The sequence below is a fragment of the Streptomyces sp. WP-1 genome (assembly GCF_030450125.1).
Taxonomy (GTDB): Bacteria; Actinomycetota; Actinomycetes; order Streptomycetales; family Streptomycetaceae; genus Streptomyces; species Streptomyces incarnatus.
Genome location: NZ_CP123923.1, coordinates 5,815,982 through 5,840,168, shown reverse-complemented (window position 1 = coordinate 5,840,168; position 24,187 = coordinate 5,815,982). Strand labels below are relative to the sequence as shown.

The window sequence follows — 24,187 nt, the reverse complement described above, 5'->3', positions numbered from 1 at the left end:
AATTACGTCGCCGCCGCGGGCGGTTGCCCGCGCCGTGACGACAGATGCCGAATGGGACGGTCCGTAGCGCCGACCCGAACCCTAAGCCTGAAGTTTAGGGTTACCAGTGTGTCTGTTCCCTGGAGTCTTCTGAACAGGACACTAAGTCGACAAGTGGCGCCCGTTCAACGAACACGCCGAACCTCCCGTTTTTCTTTTCACCCTATGTGATCAGCCATAGCCGTGCCCAACCAGGGTGCTGGCCTGCACTGATGCGCGTCAACTCGCCGATGACGCAGGGGCGGTGGGGACGCTGACGTCGAAGTGGCGTGCGCCGGAAGCTGCTTTCATGAGTGCGGTCAGGGTCCGCGCCTTGGCGCGGCCGTTCTCCGCGCTCCCCCAGGCGACGGTGCGGCCGTCGGCCAACTCCAGCCGGATGTCGTCGTAGGAGTGCACGTCGACGGTGCCGGTGAGGCGCCTGACGGGGCCCGGCAGTTCGCCGGCGACCAGGACCGCCTCCCGCACCAGCCGGTCGGTGCCGAAGCGCCGCAGGCTCGCGGCGGCCGAGCCCGACGAGGACACGGACATCCGCAGCAGCGGAGCGCCCTCGGGGGCCTGCGCGACCGTGGCGAACCGGACACCCTTGTGGTCGACTTCGACGAAGTTCTTTCCTTTTCGCACCAGCAGGACCGGGGTTCGCTCGGTCACCTTCAGCTCGATGCCGTGCGGCCAGGAGCGGGACACCTCGACCGTGTCAATTCGCGGCAGTTCGCGCCGGGTTCGGGCCGCGATGGCTCCGGTGTCGACCGACACCAAAGGCGCCCCCACCGGTACGGCGGCGGCGTCACGCACCTCGGCGGGCGTCAGCACCCGGGTGCCGGAGACCGGGACCCGCTCGACGCGCAGCCACGAGGAGCCGTACAACACCCATACGGCACCGGCCGCTACGAGCACCACGGCCACCGCCAGGATGACGATCGTACGAAGACGTAGTCGCCTTATCCTTCGAGTGAGCGGCGGACCGGACGACTCCTGCTGGCGTTCCCCGCGTTCACGAGTCGTCGGTCCGGCCACCCTCACTACCCTTTCGTCATACGGTCCTAACGGCGCGAGGCGATGGCCTCGTACACCATGCCGACGAGCAGCTCGTCGGCGTCCCGGCGGCCGAACTCGCTCGCGGCGCGGGACATCTCGTAGAGCCGGTGCGGATCGGCGAGCACGGGCAGCACGTTGTGCTGCACCCACTCGGGCGTCAGTTCCGCGTCGTCCACGAGGAGTCCGCCGCCCGCCTTGACCACCGGCTGGGCGTTCAGCCGCTGTTCGCCGTTGCCGATGGGCAGCGGTACGTAGGCGGCCGGCAGTCCGACGGCGGAGAGTTCGGCGACGGTCATCGCGCCCGCGCGGCAGAGCATCATGTCGGCCGCGGCGTACGCGAGGTCCATCCGGTCCAGGTAACTTACCGGGATATAGGGGGGCATCCCCGGCATCTGCTGTACCTGCGGCAGTTCGTTCTTCGGGCCGACCGCGTGCAGGATCTGGATACCGGCCTGCTGGAGCCACGGGGCGACCTGCTGGACCACCTCGTTGAGCCGGCGCGCGCCCTGCGAGCCGCCGGAGACCAGCAGCGTGGGCAGGTTGGGGTCGAGGCCGAAGCGGTGCCGGGCCTCGGGGCGCACGGCCGCGCGGTCCAGCGTGGCGATGGAGCGGCGCAGCGGGATGCCGATGTAGCGGGAGCCGCGCAGCTTGCTGTCCGGCGTGGAGACGGCGACCTGCGCCGCGTACCGGGACCCGATCTTGTTGGCCAGGCCCGGACGGGCGTTGGCCTCGTGGATCACGATGGGCACGCCGAGCCGCTTGGCGGCGAGGTAGGCGGGCAGCGCGACATAGCCGCCGAAGCCGGCCACGGCGTCCGCCTTGGTGCGTTCGAGGATCTGCTCGGCGGCCTTGATGGTGCCGCGCAGCCGCCCGGGGACGGTGATCAGCTCGGGGGTGGGCTTGCGCGGCAGCGGCACCGCGGGGATCAGCGCCAGCTCGTAGCCGCGCTCCGGGACGAGCCGGGTCTCCAGACCGCGTTCCGTGCCCAGGGCCGTGATCCCCACGCTCGGGTCCTGCCTGCGCAGGGCGTCCGCGAGGGCGAGCGCGGGCTCGATGTGGCCGGCGGTCCCTCCACCGGCGAGTACGACATGCACCGAAATTCACCGCTCTCCGGACGAACGCGCCGCCGAGGCACGCCGTCGCATCGTGTTCCATCTCCGAGACCCCCGAACCGCACCGGAGCCTCCCGCCCGCTTTCTACCAAAGCGAGGTTGCCGCAGCGCAAGCGCCGTCCGCGCAGCGGGGTCGTCGCGCGCGAACGCGATCAGCAGCCCGATGGCGAACATGGTCGGCAGCAGGGCGGATCCCCCGTAGGAGAACAGCGGGAGCGGAACACCGGCGATCGGCAGCAGGCCGAGCACCGCACCGATGTTGATCACCGCCTGAGCGATGATCCAGGTGGTCACACCTCCCGCGGCGTACCTCACGAAGGGGTCTTTCGTGCGTCCGGCCACGCGGATACCCGCATAGCCTAGAGCCGCGAACAGGGCGAGCACCGACAGTGTGCCCGCCAGACCCAGTTCCTCACCGGTGACGGCGAAGATGAAGTCGGTGTGCGCTTCCGGCAGTTGGCCCCATTTTTCCACACTCGCGCCGAGCCCGGAGCCGAAGAGTCCGCCGGAGGCGAGCGCGTAGATGCCGTGCACGGCCTGCCAGCAGTCGGCGCCCTGGGCGCGGGGCTCGGTGGCGCCGATGCAGGCGAGGCGGGCCATCCGGTTGGGGCTGGTCTCGATCAGGATCACCCCGAGCACGACCGCGACCGAGAGCACGCCCGCGAACAGCCGGGTCGGGGCGCCCGCGAGCCACAGCAGCCCGAACAGGATCGCTGTGAGAATGATCGCGGTTCCCATGTCGCCGCCGAGCATGATCAGTCCGAGCAGCAGGAAGGCGGCCGGCACCAGCGGCACCAGCATGTGCTTCCACTGGGTCAGCAGTTTCCGCTCCTGTTTGCGGGCGATCAGGTCGGCGCCCCACAGCACCAGGGCGAGCTTGCCGAACTCGCTGGGCTGGATCTGGAAGGAGCCGCCGAGAGAGATCCAGTTCTGGTTGCCGTTGACCGACATCCCTATCCCGGGGACCTGCACCAGGGCCATCATGAAGACGGCGCCGGCGAGGATCGGGTAGGCCAGGGCCCGGTGCAGTTTCACCGGCATCCGGGAGGCCGCGAACAGCAGGACACCGCCGATCACCGCGGCCAGCAACTGCTTGCGGAAGAAGTACGAGCCCGGCAGCGACATCTGGAGCGCGGTGACCTGGGAGGCCGAGTAGACCATCACCAGGCCGAGCACCGTGATCAGCATGCTGCCGCCGACGATCAGGTAATAGGCGGTCAGCGGCCGGTCCCAGGCCCGCCGGGCGCGCGTGACGAACCGCCGTACGGGGTTCTCGCGCGCGGCGCCGGGGACGGCGGGACGCCGGGACGCCCGCTGCACGGGGGGCTTTCCGGTACGGCTACTGGGCATCGGCGCCTCCACTGGACGTCGGCCGCCCCACGCGTCCCTCCCAGGATCCGCCCGGCGGGCGGCCGGGGTCAGGCGCGGAGTTCGCCGACCGCCGTCGCGAACGCGTCACCGCGCTGGTTGTAGTTGGTGAACATGTCCATGGAGGCGCAGGCCGGCGCGAGGAGCACCGTGTCGCCGGCGACCGCGAGCCGCTTGGCCTCCGTCACCGCCTGGAGCATCGCCCCAGTGTCGGTCCGGTCGAGGTCGACCACGGGTACTTCCGGGGCGTGTCGCGCGAGGGCCTCGCGGATCAGGGCCCGGTCGGCGCCGATCAGGACGACGGCGCGCAGGTGCTTCGCCGAGGCGGCGACCAGTTCGTCGAAGGTCGCGCCCTTGGCGAGGCCGCCCGCGATCCACACGATCGACTCGTACGCCGCCAACGATGCCTGCGCGGCGTGGGTGTTGGTGGCCTTGGAGTCGTCCACGTAGGCGACGCCGTCGATGTCGGCGACGTGCTCGATGCGGTGGGCGTCCGGCCGGAAGGCGCGCAGTCCGTCCCGTACGGCCTGGGCGGGCACCCCGAAGGCGCGCGCGAGGGCCGCCGCCGCGAGGGCGTTGGCGATGTTGTGCGGGGCGGGCGGCCGGACGTCGGAGACCTCGGCCAGTTCCTGCGCGTTCTTCTGCCGGTTCTCGACGAAGGCGCGGTCGACCAGGATGCCGTCCACGACGCCGAGTTGGGAGGGTCCGGGGGTGCCGAGGGTGAACCCGACGGCCCGGCAGCCCTCCTCGACGTCCGCCTCGCGCACCAGGTCCTCGGTGGCCCTGTCGACCACGTTGTAGACGCAGGCGACCTGGTTGCCCTCGTAGACGCGGCCCTTGTCGGCGGCGTACGCCGCCATGGAGCCGTGCCAGTCGAGGTGGTCGGGCGCGAGGTTGAGGACGGCGGCGGAGTGGGCGCGCAGCGAGGGCGCCCAGTGCAGCTGGTAGCTGGACAGCTCCACGGCGAGGACGTCGTACGTCTCCTCGCCGAGGACGGCGTCCAGCAGCGAGACCCCGATGTTGCCGACGGCCGCCGTGCGCAGGCCCGCCGCCTTCAGGATGGCGGCGAGCATCTGCACGGTGGTGGTCTTGCCGTTGGTGCCGGTGACGGCCAGCCAGGGGGCCGCGTCGGGCCCCCGCAGCCGCCAGGCCAGCTCCACGTCGCCCCAGACCGGTACGCCCGCCTGGCCGGCCGCCTGGAAGAGCGGCTTGCCGGGCGCCCAGCCGGGGGCGGTGACGATCAGCTCGGTGCCCTCCGGGAGGGTCGCGCCGTCACCCAGGCGCACGGTGATGCCGAGCGCCCGCAGGCCCTCGGCCTGCTCGCGGGCGCGGGCGTCGTCGCCGTCGTCGACGACGGTGACGATCGCGCCGCGCGCGTGCAGCGCCTCGGCCGCCGGGATCCCGGAGACGCCGAGTCCCGCGACGGTGACGTGCTTGCCCTGGAAGTCGAAGGGCGCCGAGCCGGTGGTCACTTTTCCGCTGCCCATCCCGCGTAGAAGAGGCCCAGTCCGACGATCACACAGATACCTTGGATGATCCAGAAGCGGACCACGACCAGGACCTCGGACCAGCCCTTGAGTTCGAAGTGGTGCTGGAGTGGTGCCATCCGGAAGACGCGCTTGCCGGTGAGCCGGAAGGAGCCGACCTGGATGACGACCGACATGGTGATGAGCACGAACAGGCCGCCCATGATGGCCACCAGCAGCTCCGTGCGGGAGAGGATGGCCAGGCCGGTGAGGACACCGCCGAGGGCGAGCGAGCCGGTGTCGCCCATGAAGATCTTCGCCGGGGACGTGTTCCACCACAGGAAGCCCAGGCAGGCGCCCATCAGCGCGGAGGCGACCACGGCGAGGTCGAGCGGATCGCGCACCTCGTAGCAGGCGGCCGGGTTGGTCAGGGTCTGCGCGTTGGCGCAGGACTCCTGGTACTGCCAGACGCCGATGAAGGTGTAGGCGCCGAAGACGAGGACGGAGGCGCCGGTGGCGAGGCCGTCCAGACCGTCGGTCAGGTTCACGCCGTTCGACATCGCGAGGATCATGAACAGCGCCCAGATCACGAACAGCACCGGGCCGATCGACCAGCCGAAGTCCGTGATGAACGACAGCTTGGTGGAGGCCGGGGTGTTGCCGCGGGCGTCGGGGAACATCAGCGCCAGGACGGCGAAGGAGATGCCGACGATCAGCTGGCCGGCCATCTTCGCCTTGGCGCGCAGACCCAGCGAACGCCGCTTGACGATCTTGATGTAGTCGTCCAGGAAGCCGACCAGGCCCATGCCGACCATCAGGCCGAGCACCAGCAGACCGGAGAACGTCGGCGGCTTGCCGGTGATCACCTTGGACAGGAAGTACGCGGCGACCGTGGCGAAGATGAAGGCGATACCACCCATGGTCGGCGTACCGCGCTTGCTGAGGTGCTCGCGCGGGCCGTCGTCACGGATGAACTGGCCGTAGCCCTTGCGGGCCAGCAGCTTGATCAGCAGCGGGGTGCCGACCAGGGTGAGGAAGAGGCCAATGACACCCGAGAACAGGATCTGGTTCATCATCGGGCGGCAACCTCACCCTCGGCACCGGTCTCCAGCAGCGCCGCGGCGACACCTTCGAGCCCCACCGAACGGGACGCCTTCACGAGGACGACGTCCCCCGGGCGCAACTCGCTGCGCAACAGGTCGATCGCCGCCTGTGCGTCGGACACGTGCACCGACTCCTCACCCCACGAACCCTCGTTATATGCGCCCAGTTGCAGCCAGGAGGCCTCAATCCCCCCGACGGCGACGAGCTTGCTGACGTTGAGCCGGACGGCGAGCCGTCCGACGGCGTCGTGCTCGGCGAGTTCCTCGTCCCCCAGCTCGGCCATCTTGCCGAGCACCGCCCACGTACGCCGTCCCTTGCCCATGGCCGCGAGTGCCCGGAGGGCGGCCCGCATGGACTCGGGGTTGGCGTTGTAGGCGTCGTTGACGATGGTCACGCCGTCCGGGCGCTCGGTGACCTCCATGCGCCAGCGGGAGAGGGAGCCCGCCCCGGAGAGCGCGGTGGCGATCTCTTCCGCGGACATGCCCAGCTCATGGGCGACGGCGGCCGCGGCGAGCGCGTTCGACACGTGATGCTCACCGTACAGGCGCATGGTCACATCAGATGCACCGGAGGGTGTGTGAAGCCTGAAGGCGGGCTGTCCGGTGTCCGTGAGTCGTACATTCTCGGCACGTACGTCCGCTTCGGCCGACTCTCCGAAAAGGACCACCTTCGCCTTGGTACGCGGTGCCATGGCGCGCACCAGCGGGTCGTCGGCGTTGAGCACGGCCGCGCCGTCCTCGGGCAGCCCCTCGATGATCTCGCCCTTGGCCTGGGCGATCTGCTCGCGGCCGCCGAACTCGCCGATGTGGGCGGTCCCGACGTTGAGGACGACACCGATCCGCGGCGGGGTGAGGCCGGTGAGGTAGCGGATGTGGCCGATGCCCCGGGCGCCCATCTCCAGGACCAGGAAACGGGTTTCCTCGGTCGCGGTGAGGGCGGTCAGCGGCAGCCCGATCTCGTTGTTGAACGAGCCCGGCGTGAACACCGTCGGCGCCTTGCCGCTCAGCACCTGGGCGATGAGGTCCTTGGTGCTGGTCTTGCCCGCCGAGCCGGTCAGGGCGACGAGGGTCGCGCCGAGCCGGGCGACGACGTGCCGGGCGAGGGCACCGAGGGCGTTCTGGACGTCCTCGACCACGATCGCGGGCACGCCGACCGGGCGCGACGCCAGTACGGCGACCGCGCCCGCCTCGACGACCCGCGGTGCGAAGTCGTGGCCGTCCACGCGCTCGCCGACGAACGCGGCGAACAGGCTGCCGGGCACCACCTCCCGGGAGTCCCGGACGACCGGTCCGGTGACCTGCACGGACGGATCCGGTATGTCGTGCGTCTGCCCGCCGACGACAGCTGCGATCTCGGCGAGGGAGAGGGCGATCACAAGTTCATCCCTGGGTCTTCTGGATAGCTTCGCGAAGCACCTGGCGGTCGTCGAAGGGACGGACCACACCGGCGATGTCCTGGCCCTGCTCGTGGCCCTTGCCCGCGACCAGCACGGTGTCGCCGGCCTGGGCGCGGCCCACGGCGGCGGTGATGGCGGCGGCCCGCTCCTCGAAGAGCAGCACCTCGCCGCGCTCGTGCGCGGGCACGGAGGCCGCGCCCTGGAGCATGGTCGCGAGGATCGCGAGCGGGTCCTCGGAGCGGGGGTTGTCCGATGTCAGTACGGCCGTGTCGGCGAGCCGGGCCGCGGCGGCGCCCATCGGGGCGCGCTTGGTCTGGTCGCGGTCGCCGCCGCAGCCCAGGACGATGTGCAGCCGGCCCTTGGTGACCTTGCGCAGCGCCTTGAGCACCGACTCGACCGCGTCGGTCTTGTGGGCGTAGTCCACGACCGCGAGGTAGGGCTGTCCGGCGTCGACGCGCTCCAGGCGGCCGGGGACGCCCGGGACGGCGGCGATGCCGTCGGCGGCGGTCTGCGCGTCGAGGCCGGCCGCGGCGAGGGCGACGACGGCGGCGAGGGTGTTCGCCACGTTGAAGGGTCCGGCCAGCGGCGACCTGGCCTGCACCCGCTCGCCGTTCGGGCCGAGGACCGTGAACGTCGAGTCCAGCGGGCCGACCTGGACGTGCTCGGCGCGCCAGTCGGCGTCGGGGTGGCCCTCGGCGGAGAAGGTGACGACGGGGACGGTGGCCTCCTCGGCGAGGCGGCGGCCGTACTCGTCGTCCACGTTGACGACGCCGAGCCTGCTGCGTTCCGGCGTGAAGAGCTGCGCCTTGGCCCGGAAGTAGTCCTCCATGCCGGAGTGGAACTCCATGTGTTCCGGGCTGAGGTTGGTGAAGACCGCGATGTCGAAGACGCAGCCGTCGACCCGGCCGAGGACCAGGGCGTGGCTGGAGACCTCCATGGCGACCGCCTCGGTGCCGCGTTCGCGCATGACGGCGAACAGGGCCTGGAGGTCGGTGGCTTCGGGGGTGGTGCGCTCGGACTTGATGCGCTCGTCGCCGATGCGCATCTCGACGGTGCCGATCAGGCCGGTGGCCTTCACGGTCCGCAGGCCGCCCTCGACCAGGTAGGCCGTGGTGGTCTTGCCGGAGGTGCCGGTGATGCCGATCTGGAGCAGGTCGCGCCCGGGGTGGCCGTAGATGGTGGCGGCCAGTTCGCCCATCCCGGCCCGCGGGTCGGGCACCACCAGGACCGGCAGTCCGGTCGCGGCGGCGCGCTCGGCGCCGGTCGGGTCGGTGAGCACGGCGGTCGCGCCGAGGCCGGCGGCCTGGGTGACGAAGTCGGCGCCGTGCAGGCGGGCGCCCGGGAGGGCGGCGTACAGGTCGCCGGGGCGGACGGCGCGCGAGTCGTGGGTGATCCCGGTGATCTCGGCGGTGGCGTCCGGGGCGGCGGCACCCAGCTGATCGGCCAGCTCCGCGAGGGGTGTGGCGGAGACGTGGACCGGTCGCGGCGGTCCCGGATATGTCACGGAAGCGCCCTTCTGGGTGGTTTGGGACTGATCAGCGTGTGGCACGGCGGTGAGCGTACCGGGCGCACCCGCCTCGGAGCGAAGCGAGGGCTCGGGGGGCCGGTGGTTCCCGGGTCCTGGGGTGATCGTTGTCACTGGCTGGATCCTGTGCTTTCGGTGCTGGTCAGGGCTTGTATTCGACCGGCAGGTTCGCGGGCGGCGCGCCGGTGGGCGGGACCTGGAGGGTCTTCAGGGCGAACTCCATGACCTTCTTGTAGATGGGCCCGCAGATCTGGCCGCCGAAGTAGCCGCCGGAGGTGGCGTTCTGGATGGCGCAGTAGACCGTGATGCGGGGCTTGTCCGCGGGGGCGAACCCGGCGAAGGACGAGGTGTAGCCGCGGTATCTGCCGGTGGCCGGATCCACTCGGTTGGCGGTGCCGGTCTTGCCGGCGACGTTGTAGCCGGGGATGCGCGCGGAGATGCCGGTGCCCTGTTCGTCGTCGACCACGGACTCCAGCATCTCGGCGACCGACCTGGCGGTCTTCGCGCTGACGACCCTGGTCTCCTCGGGCTTGGCCGCGGGGGTGAACCGGCCGTCGGGTCCCTTGGTGCCGCGGATCAGGCTCGGCTGGACGCGGACGCCGCCGTTGGCGATGGTCGAGTACACGGACGCGGCCTGGAGGGCGTTGATGGAGAAGCCCTGGCCGAAAGGGATCGTGTACTGCTGCGAGGTGGACCACTTCTGCGGCGGCGCCAGGATGCCCGGGGTCTCGCCCGGGAAGTGCAGCCCGGTGTAGCTGCCGATGCCGAACTTGCGCAGGTAGGAGTAGAGGACCTGGTTGGCCTGCGGCTGGGTCTTGCCGAGCTGGCCGGTGGCCAGGATGGTGCCGATGTTGCTGGACTTGGCGAGCACGCCGTTGAGCGTGAGGTCCCAGGTCGCGTGGTCGACGTCGTCCTGGAAGAGCCGGTCGCCGCGGTGCAGCCGGTTGGGTACGACGACATGGGTGAGCGGGGTCGCCGCGTTCTCCTGGAGGACGGCGGCCATGGACATCACCTTGGCGGTGGAGCCGGGCTCGTAGGCGTCCTGGACGGCCGCGTTGCCGAGGGCGTCCGGGTCCGCCTTGGAGAGGTCGTTGGGGTCGAACCCGGGCGCGTCGGCCATGGCGAGGATCTGGCCGGTGCGGGTGTCCTGGACGACGACGTAGCCGCGGTCGGCCTTGGACTTCTTCACCTGCTCGGTGATGGCGTTCTGGGCCGCCCACTGGATGTCGCGGTCGATGGTCAGCTCGACGTCGGAGCCGGGCACGGCGGGCGTCTCGGCGGAGCCCACGGTGGGCACCTCGCGGCCGCCGGACTGGGCGTAGCGGATCTTGCCGTTCTTCCCGGCGAGCTGCTTCTCCAGCATCCGCTCGATGCCGCCGCCGCCCTTGCCGTCGGCGTTCACCCAGCCGAGTATCGAGGCGGCGAGGTCGCCGTTGGGGTACACGCGCTGGCTACTGGGGTCGGCGAAGACGCCGGCCAGGACGTTGGCGGCGCCGGCCTTCTGGGCGAGGGCGGACTTCAGGTCCTTGATCTGCTTCCAGACCTGGGGGGTCTGCCGGGTGGCGAGCCGCGCGTAGCGGGAGTTCTTGTCGGCGGGCCGCAGCTTCTTCACCAGGGCGGCCTGGTCCTGGCCGAGGATCGGGGCGAGGAGGGCGGCGGCCCGCTCGGGTCCGTCGGCGATCTTCAGCTGCTTGGCGCTGAACATCGTCGGGTCGGCCGTGATGTCGTAGGCGTCCTCGCTGACGGCGAGGGCCACGCCGTCGCGGTCGGTGATGCCGCCGCGCTCGGCGGCCAGCGTATGGACGACGTACCGGTTGACCTCGGCCTTCGCCGCGTACGCGCTGGCCTCCACGGCCTGCACCTGGAGCAGTCGTACGACGAAGACGGCCAGCACCAGGCCGAGGGCGAGGCCCACCAGGCGCAGCCGGGGCCGGGGGCTGCCGAGCCGCAGCGGGCGCTGGGCGGGCACCCGGCCCGCGCTCGGGCGCCGTACCGGGCGGGCGCCGGGCCCTGGCTGCCGGCGTGCGGCGCCCTGTGGCCGGGACGGCTTCGCGGGGCGGGGCACGCGGCGGCGCGGGGGTTCCCTGTCGGACACTTCCGTCACCTGCCGGGGGTCGGGGTGGGAGCGGACTGGGGGGTGCCGGCGGCGGCCGGGGCCGCGGGGGCGGCGCCGCCGGGGGGTACCGGGCTCCGCGCCCCGGTCGCCGGGGCGGGGCCGGCCGGGAGGCCGGGCGGCGGGGTGAGCTCCAGGGACTCGGGGGCGGGCGGGCCTTCGAATGCGGCCGCCTCGGGGGAGGCGGCGCCGGGTACGCCCTTGACCGTGCCGTTCGGGTCGAGGAAGGCGGGGTCGCCGCCGGGGACCATGCCGAGTTCGTGGGCCCGGCGCTCCAGGGCGTCGGGGGACGAGTAGGTGTCGATGTCCCGCTGGAGGGCCTGTTCCTCGTCGGTGAGGTTCTGGGTCCGCTTCTGGAGATCGGCGAGTTTGAACGAACCCTCGCTCAGAGCGGAGTTCAGCACCAGCAGCCCGATGAGGCCGCCGCCGAGGAGCAGGACGACGAGGAGGACGAACGGGGTGCGGGCGGCCTTGGCGCGGCCGGCCGGGAAGAGCCGGGCGAGCCGCGCGGCCCGCCCCTTCAGTTCGGGTTTCCTAGGCACCGCTCCCCCAGTGGGTTCCGGGGACCGGGGTCCCGGGGACCAGCCCACCCGTCCGGCTCACTCGGCGTCCTCCCTGATGCGCTCGGCACCCCGCAGCCTGGCGGGGGCGGCCCGGCGGTTCTCGGCGATCTCTTCCTCGGTGGGAAGTTCGGCACCACGGGTGAGCAGCTTGAGCCGCGGCTGGTAGCGCTCGGGCACCACCGGCAGTCCGGGCGGCGCGGTGTTCGCCGCACCCGCCGCGAACACCTGTTTGACCAGCCGGTCCTCCAGCGAGTGGTACGACAGCACGGCGACCCGCCCGCCGACGGCGAGGGCCCGCACGGCGGCCGGGATCGCCCGCTCCAGGACCGACAGTTCGCCGTTGACCTCGATGCGCAGCGCCTGGAAGGTGCGCTTGGCCGGGTTGCCGCCGGTGCGCTTGGCGGCCTGCGGCAGCGCGTCGCGGATCAGTTCCACCAGACGGGCGCTGTTGCTGAACGGCTCCTTCTCGCGCTCGCGCACGATCGCCCCGACGATCCGCTTGGCCTGCTTCTCCTCGCCGTACGCGCGCAGGATGCGCACCAGTTCGCCCGCCGGGTAGGTGTTGAGGACCTCGGCGGCGCTCATGCCGGTCGTCTGGTCCATGCGCATGTCGAGTGGCGCGTCCTGGGCGTAGGCGAAGCCGCGGCCGGCCTCGTCCAGCTGCATGGAGGAGACGCCGAGGTCGAACAGGACGCCCTGGACGCGCGGGACGTCCAGCCGCTCCAGGACGTCGGGCAGTTCGTCGTAGACGGCGTGCACCAGGGTGGCCCGCTCGCCGAAGGGCGCGAGGCGCTCCCCCGACAGGCGCAGCGCCTCCTTGTCCCGGTCGAGGCCGATCAGACGGGCCTCGGGGAACCGGGCCAGCAGCGCCTCGCTGTGCCCGCCGAGGCCCAGGGTGCAGTCGACGACCACCGCTCCCGGGCGCTCCAGGGCGGGTGCCAGCAGGTCCAGGCACCGCTGGAGCATCACCGGGACGTGTCGACTCTGGCTCAAGGGGGCCTCTCATTCCGGCGAGGCGCCGTGCGCACCGCGGGCCCCCGCCAGCTCAGGAACAGGGGGGCGGCCGGCGCCGGAAGCGTCAGCCGACCGGGGAGCGGGAGGAGGCCGGGCCGTACGTACGCGCCGCGCACGCGGGGAGACGGATCCGGGCGGGTGCCGGGTCTCCGGGGTTTCACCAGCGGGGAGGAACACGCCTCCCGCTTCGCGTCACTTTAGTCCACGGTGTCTCACGGTCAATCAACCGGCCTGCGCGTCGCGCACCGCCTCCGCACGGACGCCGCCTTTCGAACAGATTCACCCTTCCGGCCCTGGTTTGCCGTCCGTATGGGGTAGCTCACAACAAGCCACGATGACGTTCTTTGTCCGCTCTCACAGCGGGCCACGTCCTTGAGTGACCAGTAACGTCATGAGTATGTCGACTTCTGCAGCAGTTCCCACTGGATCCGAAGGCGCCATAAGCGGCGGTGGCGCGGTGACCGACCGCCTGGTGGAGGCCAACCAGCGGTACGCCGCCCAGTTCGCCGATCCGGGCATGGACGCCCGGCCCGTGCTCAAGGTCGCGATCGTGGCGTGCATGGACGCCCGTCTCGACCTGCACGCCGCCCTCGGTCTGGAGCTGGGCGACTGTCACACCATCCGCAACGCGGGCGGGGTCGTCACCGACGACGTCATCCGCTCCCTGACCATCAGCCAGCGGGCGCTGGGCACCCGCAGCGTGGTGCTCATCCACCACACCGGCTGCGGCATGGAGACCATCACCGAGGAGTTCCGGCACGACCTGGAGATGGAGGTCGGCCAGCGCCCGGCGTGGGCGGTGGAGTCCTTCCGCGACGTCGACCAGGACGTACGGCAGTCGATGCAGCGGGTGCGCACCTCGCCGTTCCTGCTGAGCACCGAGGACGTGCGCGGCTTCGTCTTCGACGTGCGCACCGGCGCGCTGCGCGAGGTGGACCCGGCCTGACCGGCGCCCCGGCCACCCCGGGGCACTTTCCGTTCCGAGCTTCCGCCCCCGGCGCAATACCCGCCGAAACGTATCGAAAGCCTGGCCGAAAGGGCCGTACGACCGACATCGTGCGGGCAGTTGTCCACAGGCGGTGACACGAATCGGTAACGGCAGCAAGAATGCGGTGTGCGACATCGCGCGGAACCATTTCCGCGTGGTGTCCGTGTTTCGGGGTGGGCCGGCCGTGATCACGCGTGCCGGCCCGGGAAGAACGGGCCGAGGAGGGCCGGGTGACGACCTATGACGGTCGAGACAACCTCAGCGATCTGAGTGCCACGGTGGAGCGGGTGCGCGGCTCGGTGGAAGGCGTGATCGAGGGCAAGCCCGAGGTCGTACGGCTCGCGCTGACCGTGCTGCTCGCCGAGGGCCATCTGCTGATCGAGGACGTTCCCGGCGTGGGCAAGACGATGCTCGCCAAGGCGCTGGCGCGGTCCATCGACTGCGCGGTGCGGCGCATCCAGTTCACGCCCGACCTGCTGCCCTCGGACATCACCGGTGTCTCCATCTGGGACCAGCAGCGCCGCGACTTCGAGTTCAAGCCGGGCGCGGTCTTCGCGCAGATCGTGATCGGCGACGAGATCAACCGCGCCTCGCCCAAGACCCAGTCGGCGCTGCTGGAGTCCATGGAGGAGCGCCAGGTCACCATCGACGGGCAGTCCTATGAACTGCCCAGCCCCTTCATGGTGGTGGCCACCCAGAACCCGGTCGAGATGGAGGGCACCTACCCGCTGCCCGAGGCCCAGCGCGACCGCTTCATGGCCCGTGTCTCCGTCGGCTACCCGAGCGCGGAGGCCGAGCTGCGGATGCTGGACGTGCACGGCGGGGCCAACCCGCTGGACGACCTCCAGCCGGTGGCGCACGCGCACGAGATCGTGAAGCTGATCGACGCGGTGCGCGGGGTGCACGTCGCCGAACCGGTGCGCCGGTACGCGGTGGAACTGGTCGCCGCCACCCGTGTCCACCCCGATCTCAGACTCGGCGCCTCACCGCGCGCCACTCTGCATCTGCTGCGCGCCGCGAAGGCGTCCGCCGCCCTGGCCGGCCGGGAGTTCGCGCTGCCGGACGACGTCCGGGAACTCGCCGTGGCCGTCCTCGCGCACCGGCTGCTGCCCACCGCCCAGGCCCAGCTCAACCGCCGCGGCGCGGAGCAGGTGGTGCAGGAGATCCTCCAGCGCACCCCGGTGCCCGCCGCCCCGGGCGCGCGCGGCGGGCTCGACGGCATCGGCCGCGGCGTGCCCGCCTGTCCCCAGCAGCCCCCGCGGGGTCTGTGATGAGCGCCGGGGGGACGGAGCGGGCGGCGGCCGGGCGCGTGGAGGCGGGCGGGATCCGCACCGCGCTGGCCGGTCTGACCACCCGCGGCCGCTCCTTCCTGGCGGCCGGGATCGCCGCCGCGATCTGCGCCTATGTGCTCGGCCAGAGCGAACTGCTGCGCGTCGGCCTGCTGCTGGCCGCGCTGCCGCTGACCTGCGCGGCCGTGCTCCACCGCACCCGCTACCGGGTGTCCGGCACCCGGGCGCTGTCCCCCGAGCGCGTCCCGGCCGGCGGCGAGGCCCGGGTCCGGCTGCGGATGGACAACGTCTCCCGGCTGCCCACCGGGCTGCTGATGCTCCAGGACCGGGTGCCCTATGTGCTCGGGCCCCGGCCCCGGTTCGTGCTGGACCGGATGGAGCCGGGCGGCCGGCGCGAGGTGTCCTACCGGGTCCGCTCGGACCTGCGCGGCCGCTATCCGCTCGGCCCGCTCCAGCTGCGGCTCACCGACCCCTTCGGGATGTGCGAACTGACCCGCTCCTTCGCGGAGTCCGACACCCTCACCGTCATCCCCCGGGTGACCCCGCTGGCCCCGACCCGGTTCGCCGGCGAGGCCAAGGGCTACGGCGACGGGCACCGGCGCGCACCGGCCCTGGCGGGCGAGGACGACGTGATCCCGCGCGGCTACCGGTACGGCGACGATCTGCGCCGCGTGCACTGGCGCTCCACCGCGCGCTACGGCGAGCTGATGGTGCGCCGCGAGGAACAGCCCCGGCGCGCCCGCTGCACCGTCCTGCTGGACACCCGCGGCGGCGCCTACGAGGGCGCGGGCCCCGACTCGGCCTTCGAGTGGGCCGTCTCCGGCGCCGCCTCCACGCTGGTGCACCTGCTCGAACGCGGCTTCTCGGTACGGCTGCTGACCGACACCGGCAGCGCGGTGCCCGGTGAGAGCGCCGACGGTTTCGCGGGCGGCGGCCAGGAGTCCGCGGACGCGGCCGGGCTGATCCTGGACACCCTCGCGGTGATCGACCACTCCGGCGGCGAGGACCTCTCGCGGGCCCATGACGCGCTGCGCGGCGGCGGCGAGGGCCTGCTGATCGCCTTCCTCGGCGACCTGGACGAGGAGCAGGCCACCACGGTCGCCGGGATGAGCCGACGCGGTGGCGGCGCCGTCGCCTTCGTCCTGGACCCGGCCACCTGGACCCGCGACCCGTCCGAGCCCCCGCACCCCGAGGACCCGCGCACGGACCGGCTGCACCTGCTGCGCGAGGCGGGCTGGACGGTGGTCGAGGTGCCGCGCGGTGCCGCCCTCGACGAGCTGTGGCAGCGGGCGGACCGTGAGCGCTCGGGCCTGGCCGCGGTGGCGGGGGAGGCACGGGCATGAGCGGGCGGGCGCGCCTGGCGCTGTGCGCGGCGGCGGCCACCTTGATGGCCTCGTGCGCGCTGCTGCCGCTGGTGAACGGGCCGTCCTGGCTGCTGGAGCTGGTGCCGCTGGTGGTCGTGCAGAGCGGGGTGGGCGCGGCGGCGCGGCGGGTGCCGCTCGGCCGGCCGCTGACCGTGGTGGTGCAGGCGGTGGCCACGCTGGTGCTGCTCACCCTGGTCTTCGCCCGCGGGCACGCGATCGCCGGGGTGATCCCCGGCCCCGACACCTTCTCGTACCTCTCCGAGCTGCTGCGGCAGGGCGGGCAGGACGTGAGCCAGTACGCGATACCGGCGCCGCTCACCGACGGCATCCGGCTGATGCTGATCGGCGGTGTGCTGCTGATCGGCCTGCTGGTGGACACCCTCGCGGTGACCTTCCGCAGCGCCGCGCCCGCCGGGCTGCCACTGCTCGCGCTGTACTCGGTGGCCGCCGGACTGTCCCAGGGCGGTCCGGACTGGCTGTGGTTCCTGGTGGCGGCGGGCGGCTATCTGATGCTGCTGCTCGCCGAGGGCCGGGACCGCCTCGCACAGTGGGGCCGTGTCTTCGGCGCCGCGCCCCGCGCCCAGGGCGGCCCCCCGGACGGGGGCACGGTCGCCCCGGTGCGCACCGGGCGGCGGATCGGCGCGGTCGCCCTCGGGGTGGCCCTGGTGGTGCCGCTCGTGCTGCCCGCGATGCGGGGCGGCCTGCTGGCCGCGGACGGCGCGGGAGTGGGCGCGGGCCCCGGCCGCGGCGGCACCATCTCCGCGGTCAACCCGCTGGTGTCGCTGCGCGACAGTCTGAACACCACCGACGACCGCACGGTGCTGTCCGTGCGCTCCAGCAGCCCCGACCTCTCGGACCTGTATCTGCGCATCGTCTCCCTGGACGAATTCGACGGCACCACCTGGAAGCCGGCGCAGCGGCACATCGTGGGCGTGCCGAGCACGTTCCCGGCGCCGTCCGGGCTGGGTGCGGACGTCCGGCGGGACACCGTGCGGACCACCGTCAAGGCGGCGGACTGGTACGCGCAGGACTGGCTGCCGATGCCCTACCCGCCGAGCAAGGTGCGGATCGACGGCAGCTGGCGGTACGAACCGGTCGGCATGACCCTGGTGGGCGACCACGGCCAGACCACGCGCGGTACGACGTACCAGGTGACCAGCCTGGACGTGCGGCCGACCGCGGGGCAGCTGGCGACCGCGCCGGAGCCGCCGGCCGCGCTGCGGCGCGAGTACACCGAGGTGCCCGGCACCCTGCCGAAGGTGGTGGCGCGGACCGCCCGGGAGGTCACGGCGGGCGCGAAGAACCACTACGAGGAGGCCGTCCGGCTCCAGGACTGGTTCTCCACCGACGGCGGTTTCCAGTACGACACCCAGGTGGCGGTCGGCAGCGGTCCGGACGCCATAGCGAACTTCCTGAGGAAGAAACAGGGGTTCTGCGTCCACTTCTCCTTCGCGATGGCGGCGATGGCCCGCACCCTCGGCATCCCGGCCCGGGTCGCGGTGGGCTTCGCGCCCGGCACCCCGCAGGCGGACGGTTCGGTGACGGTGAGCCTGAAGGACGCGCACGCCTGGCCCGAGCTGTACTTCCAGGGCGTGGGCTGGACCCGGTTCGAGCCGACGCCGACGCGGGGCGTGGTGCCGTCGTACACCCAGCCGGTGGCGCCCGGCACCTCACAGCCGGACCAGTCGCTGCCGTCCAAGAACGGCTCCTCGAAGCCGTCGGCGGCCCCGTCGGACGGTGCCGACTGCGCGGGCGGTCCGGGGGCGTGCGACACGCCGTCGGCGGCGGCGGTCCCGGCCGGAGGCGGCAGCGGCCCGGGCCCGTGGTGGTTCGCGCTGACCGTGCCGGCCGTACTGGTGGTGCTGGCCGTGCCGCTCTCGCCGCTGCTGTGGCGATCCCGGATGCGGTCGGTGCGGCTCGGTGGGCATGCCCGCACCGACGAGGGGGCGGCGGCGCACACGCTGGCCGCGTGGCAGGAGCTGACCGACAGCGCGTGGGACCTGGGCATCCCGCCGGACGAGTCGCTGACCCCGCGGGGCGCGGCCGACCGGATCATCCGCCTGGGCCGTCTCGACGGACCGGCCGGCGCCGCGGTCCACCGCGTGGCCGGCGCCCTGGAACAGGTCCTGTACGCCCCCCGGCCGCGTCCCGCCCCGGGCGTGGCCGACGATGTACGCCAAGCGGCGGCGGCCCTCCACGGCACGGCCTCCCGCAAGGCCCGTCTGCGCGCCCGCCTCCTGCCCCGCTCGGCGGTCCGTGTCCTGTGGGCGTTCTCGGCCCGCTGGTCGACGCTCCGCACCCGGGCGACGGCGGCCCGGCCGGTGATCCGGCGCCCGCGCTCCTCGGAGCGTTAGCCACGCGCACCCCCGCGCCCTGTCAGGGGCGCGGGGAACTGCGCGACCAGCCACCACGGCGCGCCAGCCGACGACGGCAGGGCGGCAGGGCGGCAGCACAGCGGGAGACAAAGCCGAGGGGTGACCACCGGTCCTGGTGATCACCCCTGGGAAAAGCTCAGGCAGCCCGGCCGAAGCAGCGGAGCGCTACCGTCCCTGTTCGTCCCGCCGTCTTTGCCACCGCTCCTCGATGCGATCCATCATGGACCGCCTGGCCCGCATCGGGCGCCGAACCGCGCCCGCGGGTTGTTCCCCCGGTTTGGGCGCCTTGCGCCAGCCCGTGACCGCGAGTACCGCGCAGCCGAGCATGACGAGAAAACCTACGACGCTGACCCAGATCAACTGGGCGACCATTCCGGCCATGAGGAGCGCGATACCGACGAGGAAGCCCGCGACCGCCTGGTAGACCCGCCGCCGGGTGTACGTACGCAGCCCGCTTCCCTCAAGCGCTGACGCGAACTTGGGATCTTCGGCGTACAGCGCTCGCTCCATTTGCTCGAGCATGCGCTGCTCGTGCTCCGAGAGCGGCACGGAGTCCTCCTCATCGTGCGGTCGCCGGGGCGACCCGGGGGGTCCCTTCAGGATAGGCAGGGAATCGCCCCCGTGAAACCCGCCCCTCTGCGCCAATTGACCAACCGGGGTCCCGCCATGGCCGTCCCGGCTCGCCGATGCTTCCATTCCCCGGCGGCCGACCCGTCATGCCGGGTGGTGTACCTCGATCATACGGCGCAAACCCCTCGATCGGGGGGCTTGTGCTGTACTCCATCCGCCGCCGATGCCCTGATCAGCGGCGGGTCGGCCGCGTGCTCAGACCTCGGTGGCGGCCGGCGTCTCGCCGAGCACGTGCAGCTGGGTGGCCACGGAGTGGAACGCGGGCAGCTCGGCCGCGGCCGCCTCCAGCCGCAGCAGCGCGTCCAGCGCGGCGGGCTCGGTGTCCACCAGGACGCCGGGCACCAGGTCGGCGAAGACCCGCACGCCGTGCACCGCGCCGACCCGCAGGCCCACGCCCTCGACCAGCGCGGTCAGCTGCTCGGCGGTGAAGCGGCGCGGCATCGGGTCGCCGGGGCCCCAGCGGCCGTCGGGGTCCTGGAGGGCCTGCCGGGCGTCGGTGAAGTGGCCGGCGAGGGCGCGGGCGAGCACCGCGCCGCCGAGGCCCGCGGCCAGCACGCTGAGGACGCCCTCGGGGCGCAGGGCCGCGACCGCGTTGCGCAGGCCCTCGGCCGGGTCTTCCATGTACTCCAGGACGCCGTGGCACAGCACCGCGTCGTAGCCGCCGCGCTCGACCACGTCGAACAGGCCGTGGGCGTCGCCCTGCACGCCCTTGACCCGGTCGGCGACACCGGCCTCGGCGGCCCGGCGCTCCAGCGCGAACAGCGCGTTGGGGCTGGGGTCGACCACGGTCACACGGTGGCCGGCGCGGGCGAGGGGCACCGCGAAGTTGCCGCTGCCGCCCCCGGTGTCGAGGACGTCCAGCGCGTCCCGCCCCGTCGCCTTGACCCGCCGGTCGAGGGCGTCCTGGAGGACCTCCGAGACCACGGCGGTCCGCAGCGAGGCGCGGGTGCCGGAGCGGTCGGAGCGCAGCGAGGCCGTATGCGGGTGGTGAGGGGAGACGGGCGGGCGCATCGGGTCCGACACGGCAGTTGGCTCCTCGGCAGGCTGGACGTCTTTCAGACGTCTCCACCCTATTGCCTCCGGCGCTCCGCCTGGTCATCGCGGGGGCCGCGCCCGGCGTCCGTCTCGCTCGGCGGACGCCGGGCGCACCACCCGTGCTCAGCCGGCATCCGGTAGGTCACCGCGGGCCCCCGGAGCGCCGGGCTCCCCGGCGTCCTGGCGGGGCCGGGGCAGGACCGGCTGGAGGACGAGCATCCGCTCCACGAGGCGCAGGAACACCGCCACGTCCCGGACCAGGTCGTCGGCGTCCCGCCGGCTCGCGGCGCCCCGGATGCCGGCCTCGGCGCGGGCCCGGCGGGCGGCGCCGGAGGCGAAGAGGGCGCTCCACTCGGCCAGTTCGGGGGCGATCTCGGGCAGCACCTCCCAGGCGCTGCGGATCCGGGCGCGGCGGCGCGGGGAGGTCTCGGGCCGGCCGCGGGCGGCGAGCACGGCGGCGGCGGTGCGCAGGGCGGCGAGGTGGGCCGCCGCATAGCGCTCGTTCGGCGCTTCCAGGGTGGTGGCCTCCGAGAGGCCGGCGCGGGCCTGGGTGAGCAGGTCGAGGGCGGCGGGCGGGGCCGTGGCCTGCCGGACCACGGGGTGCACATCGCTCGCCGGGCCGGTCGCGGAGGGGACGGCGCTGGTCAGTGAGGGGGCAGGGCCGAGGGCGCGGCGCCGGGGTGCGGCGGCTGCGGACGAGTGGGCCATGACGAACCTCCTGTCGTCTGGGTGACAGCACGGGTGCCGTCTGTACCCATCGTGAGGTATGCCACTGACAATCCGACCTGACCTGGACTTTTACTTCACGCGACGATGGGCATAGTTTTATACTGACCAGTCAGTTTAAAAATACCGAACCGCAGGGGGGCTTGTGGACGGCGCGCACGTCACGGCCGAGGACCTCGGGCTCAAGGGACCACGGGGGTGGGCCTTTCGGGGCGTCACCCTCGACGCGGCACCCAGCTCGCTGATCGCGATCGAGGGACCGTCCGGCTCCGGCCGTACGTGTCTGCTGCTCGCGCTCACCGGACGGATGAAGTCCACCGAGGGAGTAGCCACTGTCGGCGGATCCACACTTCCCCGGCACCTGGCGGCCGTGCGCCGCTTCAGCGCGCTCGCCAACGTGCCCGGGGTGACGGATCTGGAACCCGCCCTGACCGTCGGCGAGCACCTGCGCGAACGCGCCCTGCTCCAGCACCGGTTCGGCGACTCCCTGCGCGAGCTGCTGCACCCGCGGGCCGGGCGCTCGCACGAGGCACGGCTGCGCGTGGACGAGGCACTCGCCGCGGCCGGACTCGACCTGGAGTCGCTGCCCAAGGGCTCCCGGACGGCCGTACGCGACCTGGAGCGGGTGCAGGAGCTGCGCCTGTCGGTCGCCCTGGCGCTCATCGGCCGGCCCCGGCTGCTGGGCGTGGACGACCTCGACACCAAGCTGTCGGAGGCCGAACGCGCCGAGGTGTGGGACCTGTTGGGCACCCTGGCGGGCGCGGGGACGACGGTCCTGGCGGTGTGCCGCAACGCCCCCGAGGGCTGTGTCACCGTGTCCACGAGCCGGACGGACGACACGGACGGCACGGAGGAGACGGGCGGCACGGAGGAGACGGCCGAGACGGACGACGGCGCCGGGAGCCGGAAGGCCGACCGCCGCACCGAGGAGGACGCCGATGCGCTCGCCTAGGCTCGCCGCCCTGGAACTGCGGCGCTTCGGACGCGGCAGGCTCCCGCGCGCCGCCCTCGTCGCCCTGCTCGTGCTGCCGCTGCTCTACGGCGGCCTGTACCTGTGGTCCTTCTGGAACCCGTACGGCCGCCTGGACCGCATCCCGGTGGCCCTGGTCAACGACGACAAGGGCGCCACCGCGGGCGGCAAGAAGATCACCGCGGGCGACGACCTCGCGTCCCGGCTGCGCGACAGCAAGACCTTCGACTGGCACGAGGTCAGCGACGCCGAGGCCCGCAAGGGCGTGGAGAACGGCACGTACTACCTGTCGCTCACCATGCCGGGCGACTTCAGCCGGCGCATCGCCTCCAGCTCCGGCGGCGACCCGGAGACCGGCGCCCTCCAGGTGCGCAGCAACGACGCGAACAACTACATCGTCGGGCAGATATCCCGCACGGTCTTCAACGAGGTGCGCTCGGCCGCGTCCAGCAAGGCGTCGCGGTCCTTCCTGGACAAGATCTTCATCTCGTTCTCCGACATCCACGACAAGACGGTCACGGCCGCCAAGGGCGCCGACAAGCTGAACACCGGCCTGGGGAAGGCCGAGAAGGGGTCCAAGGACCTCGCCGACGGGCTCGTGGACGCCAAGAGCGGCAGCGGGAAGCTCGCCAAGGGCATCAAGAAGCTGGACACGGGCTCCGGCGACCTCCAGCAGGGCTCCCGGCAGGTCGCCGACGGCACCCAGGCGCTCGCCGACAAGGTCGACGGCGTCTACGCCGAGGCGGGCCCGTTCCTGAAGGACAACGAGAAGACCATCGGGGACACCGCAGGTTTGGTCGCCGACTCGGCCAGGACGGTCCAGGACAACCTCGACGTCCTGGTGAAACACGCGCCCCTGGCCGCGAAGGCCGCGCACCTGTCCGCCGCCGCCCTCGCGGACATCTACAAGGAGCGCTGCGAGACCGCCGCCACCCCCGTCCCCGACCCGGCCTGCCCGCAGCTCAAGAAGGCGAAGCAGGCCGCCGCGGACGTGTCCGGCGTCGCCGACGACCTCAGCACCCTGATCGCCGACCAGAACGGCGACCTGACGACCATGCGGGACAACCTGGGCATCCTCCAGAAGCAGGCGACCGCCCTCCAGAAGAGCGCGCCGCACCTGTACGAGGACGTCAGCGACGCCGTCAAGAAGATCGACAAGCTGAACGCCGGCGCGCAGAAGGTCGCCGACGGCGCCAAGAAGCTGCACACCGGCCTGGCCACCGCCAACAAGGGCGCCACCACCCTGGACGCGGGCATCGGCACCGCCAAGACCGGCGCCCAGACCCTCGACGGCGGCCTGTACAAGCTGTCCGACGGTTCGGAGAAGCTCGCCGGCGGGCTGCACAGCGGCGCCAAGAAGATCCCCGACTACGACAAGCACGACCGCGACCGGCGCACCGGCGTCATGGCCGACCCGGTCCAGCTGGCCTCCCACGATCTGCACAAGGCGCCCAACTACGGCACCGGGTTCGCCCCGTACTTCATCCCGCTGTCCCTGTGGGTGGGCGCGATGGTCGCCTACATGCTGATCCCGCCGCTCAACCGGCGTGCCCTGGCGGCCGGTTCACCACCGTGGCGGATCGCGTTCGCCGGATGGCTGCCGGTGGTCGCGCTGGGCGTGCTCCAGGTGGTCGCGCTGATGGCCGTACTGCACTGGGCGATCGGGCTCCAGATGCTGCGGGCCGCCGGCACGATCGGCTTCCTGTTCCTGGTCGCCGCGTGCTTCGCGGCGATCGTGCAGTGGCTCAACGCCCGCTTCGGCGCGGCCGGCCGGATCCTGGTCCTCGCCCTGCTGATGCTCCAGCTGACCTCGGCGGGCGGCACCTATCCGGTGCAGACCAGCCCGTACTTCTTCAACGCCATCCACCCGTATCTGCCGATGAGTTACGTCGTGTCGGCGCTGCGCCGGCTGATCACCGGCGGCGGGCTGGGCCCGGTGTGGCAGGCGTGCGCGGTGCTGACCGCGTTCACCGTGGGCGCCCTCGCGCTGACCGCGCTCGCGGCCCGCAAGCGGCAGGTGTGGACGCTGGACCGGCTGCACCCGGAGCTGAGCCTGTGAGCCCCGGACCGGCCCG

19 protein-coding genes are annotated in these 24,187 nt (G+C 72.5%); 6 read left to right on the top strand and 13 right to left on the bottom strand.

Features of this window, described 5'->3' with window-relative positions; translation table 11 throughout:
* Positions 1-258 precede the first annotated feature (258 nt).
* The 10 genes from QHG49_RS25745 to rsmH form a co-directional block, all read right to left on the bottom strand.
* Positions 259-1,053, bottom strand: coding sequence for a cell division protein FtsQ/DivIB (locus QHG49_RS25745; RefSeq protein ID WP_145484896.1), 795 nt, complete (start codon positions 1,051-1,053; stop codon positions 259-261).
* A gap of 26 nt (positions 1,054-1,079) precedes the next feature.
* Complete coding sequence (gene murG, locus QHG49_RS25740) at positions 1,080-2,168, bottom strand: undecaprenyldiphospho-muramoylpentapeptide beta-N-acetylglucosaminyltransferase (RefSeq protein WP_145484897.1); 1,089 nt, start codon at positions 2,166-2,168, stop codon at positions 1,080-1,082.
* A gap of 6 nt (positions 2,169-2,174) precedes the next feature.
* Positions 2,175-3,536, bottom strand: coding sequence for a putative lipid II flippase FtsW (gene ftsW, locus QHG49_RS25735; protein ID WP_145484898.1), 1,362 nt, complete (start codon positions 3,534-3,536; stop codon positions 2,175-2,177).
* Positions 3,537-3,604: 68 nt separating this feature from the next.
* Positions 3,605-5,041 carry a UDP-N-acetylmuramoyl-L-alanine--D-glutamate ligase gene (gene murD, locus QHG49_RS25730; protein WP_301491524.1) on the bottom strand — a complete coding sequence of 479 codons (1,437 nt, stop codon included), beginning with the start codon at positions 5,039-5,041 and terminating at the stop codon, positions 3,605-3,607.
* Positions 5,023-6,096, bottom strand: coding sequence for a phospho-N-acetylmuramoyl-pentapeptide-transferase (gene mraY, locus QHG49_RS25725; protein ID WP_145484899.1), 1,074 nt, complete (start codon positions 6,094-6,096; stop codon positions 5,023-5,025). Before mraY ends, murD begins: the two co-directional genes overlap by 19 nt.
* On the bottom strand, positions 6,093-7,499 hold the full coding sequence (gene murF / locus QHG49_RS25720; RefSeq protein WP_145484900.1) for a UDP-N-acetylmuramoyl-tripeptide--D-alanyl-D-alanine ligase: 1,407 nt from the start codon (positions 7,497-7,499) through the stop codon (positions 6,093-6,095). Before murF ends, mraY begins: the two co-directional genes overlap by 4 nt.
* A 4-nt stretch (positions 7,500-7,503) precedes the next feature.
* Entirely contained in the window at positions 7,504-9,024 is a 1,521-nt protein-coding gene (locus tag QHG49_RS25715) for a UDP-N-acetylmuramoyl-L-alanyl-D-glutamate--2,6-diaminopimelate ligase (RefSeq protein ID WP_159700627.1), read from the bottom strand.
* Positions 9,025-9,187: 163 nt separating this feature from the next.
* Positions 9,188-11,140 (bottom strand): penicillin-binding protein 2, encoded by a 1,953-nt coding sequence (locus QHG49_RS25710; RefSeq protein WP_301491523.1) that lies wholly within the window; start codon positions 11,138-11,140, stop codon positions 9,188-9,190.
* Between the two features lie 5 nt (positions 11,141-11,145).
* Positions 11,146-11,700 (bottom strand): septum formation initiator family protein, encoded by a 555-nt coding sequence (locus QHG49_RS25705; RefSeq protein ID WP_145484903.1) that lies wholly within the window; start codon positions 11,698-11,700, stop codon positions 11,146-11,148.
* A gap of 57 nt (positions 11,701-11,757) precedes the next feature.
* Positions 11,758-12,714, bottom strand: coding sequence for a 16S rRNA (cytosine(1402)-N(4))-methyltransferase RsmH (rsmH, locus tag QHG49_RS25700; RefSeq protein ID WP_301491522.1), 957 nt, complete (start codon positions 12,712-12,714; stop codon positions 11,758-11,760).
* A 418-nt stretch (positions 12,715-13,132) separates the two neighbouring features.
* Between rsmH and QHG49_RS25695 the strand changes: the two genes are divergently transcribed.
* From QHG49_RS25695 to QHG49_RS25680, 4 genes are all read left to right on the top strand, one after another.
* A complete protein-coding gene (locus QHG49_RS25695) occupies positions 13,133-13,681 on the top strand; it encodes a carbonic anhydrase (RefSeq protein ID WP_145484905.1) in 549 nt (182 codons plus the stop codon).
* Positions 13,682-13,953: 272 nt separating this feature from the next.
* Positions 13,954-14,994, top strand: a complete 1,041-nt coding sequence (locus tag QHG49_RS25690) for a MoxR family ATPase (protein ID WP_145484906.1) — start codon at positions 13,954-13,956, stop codon at positions 14,992-14,994.
* Positions 14,994-16,355 (top strand): DUF58 domain-containing protein, encoded by a 1,362-nt coding sequence (locus QHG49_RS25685; protein ID WP_201300543.1) that lies wholly within the window; start codon positions 14,994-14,996, stop codon positions 16,353-16,355. The genes QHG49_RS25690 and QHG49_RS25685 overlap by 1 nt, the downstream gene beginning before the upstream one ends.
* Complete coding sequence (locus tag QHG49_RS25680; protein ID WP_301491521.1) at positions 16,352-18,730, top strand: DUF3488 and transglutaminase-like domain-containing protein; 2,379 nt, start codon at positions 16,352-16,354, stop codon at positions 18,728-18,730. Before QHG49_RS25685 ends, QHG49_RS25680 begins: the two co-directional genes overlap by 4 nt.
* Before the next feature lie 186 nt (positions 18,731-18,916).
* On the opposite strand, the gene QHG49_RS25675 is transcribed toward QHG49_RS25680, so the two are convergent.
* The 3 genes from QHG49_RS25675 to QHG49_RS25665 all read right to left on the bottom strand — a co-directional run bounded on the left by QHG49_RS25675 (position 18,917) and on the right by QHG49_RS25665 (position 21,124).
* Positions 18,917-19,300 (bottom strand): DUF3040 domain-containing protein, encoded by a 384-nt coding sequence (locus QHG49_RS25675; RefSeq protein ID WP_145484909.1) that lies wholly within the window; start codon positions 19,298-19,300, stop codon positions 18,917-18,919.
* Between the two features lie 276 nt (positions 19,301-19,576).
* A complete protein-coding gene (locus tag QHG49_RS25670) occupies positions 19,577-20,404 on the bottom strand; it encodes a bifunctional 2-polyprenyl-6-hydroxyphenol methylase/3-demethylubiquinol 3-O-methyltransferase UbiG (RefSeq protein WP_167532190.1) in 828 nt (275 codons plus the stop codon).
* A gap of 135 nt (positions 20,405-20,539) precedes the next feature.
* Entirely contained in the window at positions 20,540-21,124 is a 585-nt protein-coding gene (locus QHG49_RS25665) for an SAV_6107 family HEPN domain-containing protein (RefSeq protein ID WP_159700642.1), read from the bottom strand.
* Positions 21,125-21,287: 163 nt separating this feature from the next.
* Between QHG49_RS25665 and QHG49_RS25660 the strand changes: the two genes are divergently transcribed.
* Complete coding sequence (locus QHG49_RS25660) at positions 21,288-22,094, top strand: ATP-binding cassette domain-containing protein (RefSeq protein WP_301491520.1); 807 nt, start codon at positions 21,288-21,290, stop codon at positions 22,092-22,094.
* The gene (locus QHG49_RS25655; protein ID WP_159700648.1) at positions 22,081-24,171 is read left to right on the top strand and encodes a YhgE/Pip domain-containing protein; all 2,091 of its coding nucleotides are present in this window, start codon (positions 22,081-22,083) and stop codon (positions 24,169-24,171) included. The genes QHG49_RS25660 and QHG49_RS25655 overlap by 14 nt, the downstream gene beginning before the upstream one ends.
* Positions 24,172-24,187 lie beyond the last annotated feature (16 nt).

Coding starts and splice junctions, on each gene's coding strand:
- ftsW (WP_145484898.1), bottom strand. CDS start 3,536: ATGCCCAGTAGCCGTACCGGAAAGCCCCCCGTGCAGCGGGCGTCCCGG.
- murD (WP_301491524.1), bottom strand. CDS start 5,041: ATGGGCAGCGGAAAAGTGACCACCGGCTCGGCGCCCTTCGACTTCCAG.
- mraY (WP_145484899.1), bottom strand. CDS start 6,096: ATGATGAACCAGATCCTGTTCTCGGGTGTCATTGGCCTCTTCCTCACC.
- QHG49_RS25695 (WP_145484905.1), top strand. CDS start 13,133: ATGTCGACTTCTGCAGCAGTTCCCACTGGATCCGAAGGCGCCATAAGC.
- QHG49_RS25685 (WP_201300543.1), top strand. CDS start 14,994: ATGAGCGCCGGGGGGACGGAGCGGGCGGCGGCCGGGCGCGTGGAGGCG.
- QHG49_RS25680 (WP_301491521.1), top strand. CDS start 16,352: ATGAGCGGGCGGGCGCGCCTGGCGCTGTGCGCGGCGGCGGCCACCTTG.
- QHG49_RS25665 (WP_159700642.1), bottom strand. CDS start 21,124: ATGGCCCACTCGTCCGCAGCCGCCGCACCCCGGCGCCGCGCCCTCGGC.
- QHG49_RS25655 (WP_159700648.1), top strand. CDS start 22,081: ATGCGCTCGCCTAGGCTCGCCGCCCTGGAACTGCGGCGCTTCGGACGC.